The organism is Methylophaga sp. UBA1464 (assembly GCF_002325665.1).
Classification (GTDB): Bacteria; Pseudomonadota; Gammaproteobacteria; order Nitrosococcales; family Methylophagaceae; genus Methylophaga.
Genome location: NZ_DCSO01000098.1, coordinates 1 through 3,372, shown reverse-complemented (window position 1 = coordinate 3,372; position 3,372 = coordinate 1). Strand labels below are relative to the sequence as shown.

At 44.5% G+C, this 3,372-nt stretch carries 5 protein-coding genes; all 5 read left to right on the top strand.

Features of this window, described 5'->3' with window-relative positions; all coding sequences use genetic code 11:
- Positions 1–696: DUF1826 domain-containing protein (locus tag B3O33_RS13435; RefSeq protein ID WP_292363817.1), on the top strand; the 696-nt coding region annotated here is incomplete at its 5' end.
- Positions 697–761: 65 nt separating this feature from the next.
- On the top strand, positions 762–1,289 hold the full coding sequence (locus B3O33_RS13430) for a DUF2796 domain-containing protein (protein ID WP_292363816.1): 528 nt from the start codon (positions 762–764) through the stop codon (positions 1,287–1,289).
- Positions 1,289–1,753 carry a Fur family transcriptional regulator gene (locus B3O33_RS13425; RefSeq protein WP_292359792.1) on the top strand — a complete coding sequence of 155 codons (465 nt, stop codon included), beginning with the start codon at positions 1,289–1,291 and terminating at the stop codon, positions 1,751–1,753. Before B3O33_RS13430 ends, B3O33_RS13425 begins: the two co-directional genes overlap by 1 nt.
- Before the next feature lie 120 nt (positions 1,754–1,873).
- Positions 1,874–2,575: an ABC transporter ATP-binding protein gene (locus tag B3O33_RS13420; protein WP_292359791.1), complete on the top strand. Its 702-nt coding sequence runs from the start codon at positions 1,874–1,876 to the stop codon at positions 2,573–2,575.
- 10 nt (positions 2,576–2,585) lie between these two features.
- Positions 2,586–3,372 (top strand): TonB-dependent receptor plug domain-containing protein (locus tag B3O33_RS13415; protein WP_292363815.1); only part of this gene is annotated, 787 nt, incomplete at its 3' end.

Below are 3,372 nucleotides of genomic sequence, written 5' to 3'. Positions count from 1 at the left end.
ATGATCCATTTCCAGCATGGGATGCGGCTTAAAATGAATCAGAGTGCATTAGCCGTAAACCCATTGTTTGAGCATGTACTCAAGGCAGATTCGCCATTAGTGATGACAGCAATTTATGAGCCGCACATTAATCTGGTGGTCTGGCAACGCCAGTTAAGTAATGCACTTGACCATTATATTGCGGAAGTAACTCAAGGACTCAATGCGCTACAATTACGTACGGTTATTACCCCAGACGAAGTCAGTGACTGGTTAACCGGTTTATTACCTGATAAACCACAGCGAAATTTGTTTGTTGATGATGTCAGGCAATTAGTGGAAATGTATGCGGATTTGTTTGAGTTAAACTCGGTTGGCTTGCGCCTGAGTCTGATACACGAGACTATGTGTCCCAGATTTCATACTGATCATCTGGCGTGCAGACTGGTAACCACTTATCATGGGCAGGGGAGTGAATGGTTAACAGAGGAAGCTGTAGATCGTTCAAAACTGGGGCCCGGTGCACAAGGTTTAGCGGATCATTTATCGGGGATATACCAGGATAAAGTGGATATCCAACAATTGAATCAGGGTGATGTCGCATTATTGAAAGGTGATGGTTGGATGGATAGTCAGGTGAGCGGCATTGTGCATCGCTCACCACATATTCATAAATCTGAGAAACGATTATTGTTAACCTTGGATTTTGCAGAGTGATTGGGAGACAGATAAAAATGCGGATAGCACCATATTTATTTTCTGCGGTTTGTGGCTTCGCTGTTATGCCCATCACAAACGCCCATGAAGAGTCTCATGGGCATAAACATCACGAGCATCATGAACATCACCAACATGAGGGACATCGCCATCATGGAGCGCATGTTCATGGCATGGCAACGCTGGATTTAGTGATGGATGGTCAGGAATTGATGTTGCATTTACAATCGCCGTTGATGAATTTTTTAGGTTTTGAGCACCAACCCGAAACAGAGCAGCAAAAGGCCATTTACCACGATATGTTGCAACAACTGGAAATGTTGGATGTATTGCTGACCGTTGAAGGTTCAACTTGTAAAGCCGAGTCAATCGAAATCGATGAGCCTTTTGACAGTCAAGGTCAAGCAGGGCATGCGGATCTCGATGTCAGTTATTTTGTGCGTTGCGAACAGCCAGATAACATAACCGGTTTGAAAATCAATTTATTCGATGTGTATAACCGTCTGGAAACGTTGCAGGTTCAAATGGTGTTACCTACCGGTCAGCAGCAACTGGAATTAAATCCACAACGAACCACTATCCGGATCAACTAATGACGACAGTCGATATAGAGAATGTTCTGCAGCAGGCCGAACGTAGTTGCGTTGAGCATGGCGCCCGATTAACCAGTAAACGTAAGTACATTCTTGAAGTATTACTGAAAGCTGAGGCAGCGCGTTCAGCGTATGAGATTGCTGAACTTTATCGTCAGCAAACCAATGAAAATATTCCGGTGATGTCAGTCTATCGGATGCTGGACTTTCTGATGCAGAACAGCTTGGTTCATAAGCTGGCCTCCAATAATAAATTTATTGCCTGTGCCCATATTGCCTGTTCACATTCACACCAGACGCCTCAATTTCTGATTTGTGACAATTGTCAGCAGGTACGGGAAATCGGTGTAGATAAACAATTGATTCATGCATTGGAAGAGAGTATTGAGCACAATCATTTCCAGCTTAATAGCCCACAGCTTGAACTGCATGGCTTGTGTGAAGCCTGCCAACAACAACGTTAAGTAGAAATTTTTTTCATTCGCAGATTTACGTATTTTGCATTAAATTGATGTGATATATCGTATTTATTATGGTGATCGTTTTGCCCGATACCCATTTGATAAAACGCTTCAGGAGAAACCATGCTGGAAGTAAACCAGTTAACCAAATCATTTGGCAATCGAATTGCCGTTGATCATCTCAACTTCAAAATCGCTTCCGGTGAGGTTTTATGTTTATTGGGTGCCAATGGCGCGGGTAAGACAACAACGTTGAATATGTTGCTTGGCTTTACTGCACCAAGCAGTGGCAGCGCCACGCTGGAGGGTGATGACCTCTATCAGCAGGCCTCCTTATGCCGACAGAAAATCATGTATGTGCCGGAAAACGTCAATCTTTATCCGCGTTTTAATGCCATTGAAAATATTCACTATCTGGCTGTGCTGGCCAAAATGAAATTAACTGACCAGCAAATTCACGAAGCGTTGCTCAGTGCCGGACTCAAACCGGCTGACTTTACCAAGCATCTCGCAGAATATTCCAAAGGCATGCGGCAGAAAGTAGCCATTGCCTTTGCGTTGTTAAAACACGCTCGTTTGATTTTGATGGATGAACCGACATCCGGTCTGGATCCGGTTGCCACTCAGGATTTTATTCAAGTAGTGAATACGATTAAATCTCGCGGTGCGGCAGTGTTGATCGTCACACATGATCTTTTATGCGCCCATCAACTGGCTGACCGGATTGGCATTATGAAACAAGGTCATTTAACCGATCTCATTACCACGCAATCGTTAACACTGGATCAGCTAACGCAACGTTACTTTGATCAGTTTGCTGCCTAAGGAATTTATGATGAAAAAAACTTTTATTNNCCTGATTGTGTCTGCTCTACCGTTATCTGTGGTCTTTGCCGAGACTGATAATGAACCCGCCGCCCGTATTGATCCTTTAGTGGTATTAGGTACACGTCCGGATTATGCCGATGAAAATCTGGCCGGTTCACAGGATATTATCTCGCGAGAAGAGTTATCCATCAGTCATGTGAACAACACCATGGAGCTGTTTACCAAAATTCCCGGTGTTTATTTTGCCCGATACAATCAGGGCATTATCAACACCGATATCGGCATTCGTGGCTTTGCCGCTGAGGGAAGTACTCCGCACGCCAAGCTGTTAATCGATGGTATTCCATCCAATCTGCATAACGGCTACAGCGAGATGGATCAACTGTTTCCGGGTAATATTGACACCATTCAGGTTTATAAAGGCAATAGTGATCCGCGTTATGGCACATTTAACGTAGCCGGTAATTACAATATTGCCACTCGCTCAGATATAGCGCGTGAAGTTGAAGTCACCCTTGGCAGTTATAACGCACGTGAGATACAAGGCTATTGGGGAGAACAAACCGGTAACCTGCAACACAGCTATTTTGCCGGTTATCGTGAATCGGAAGGTTACCGGGATAATTACGATATTGATAAATACAGTGTGGGTGGCCACTGGTTTTATGATTTATCTGACGATACCTCGCTCGGTTTTATTGCCCGAGTCGCCGAGTATGATGCCGATGCGCCGGGTTATCTGACCCAAGAAGAAGCCCGTAAACAGCCGGCCCGATCAGCTGCCTATGCAAGAC

Coding starts and splice junctions, on each gene's coding strand:
- B3O33_RS13430 (WP_292363816.1), top strand. CDS start 762: ATGCCCATCACAAACGCCCATGAAGAGTCTCATGGGCATAAACATCAC.
- B3O33_RS13425 (WP_292359792.1), top strand. CDS start 1,289: ATGACGACAGTCGATATAGAGAATGTTCTGCAGCAGGCCGAACGTAGT.
- B3O33_RS13420 (WP_292359791.1), top strand. CDS start 1,874: ATGCTGGAAGTAAACCAGTTAACCAAATCATTTGGCAATCGAATTGCC.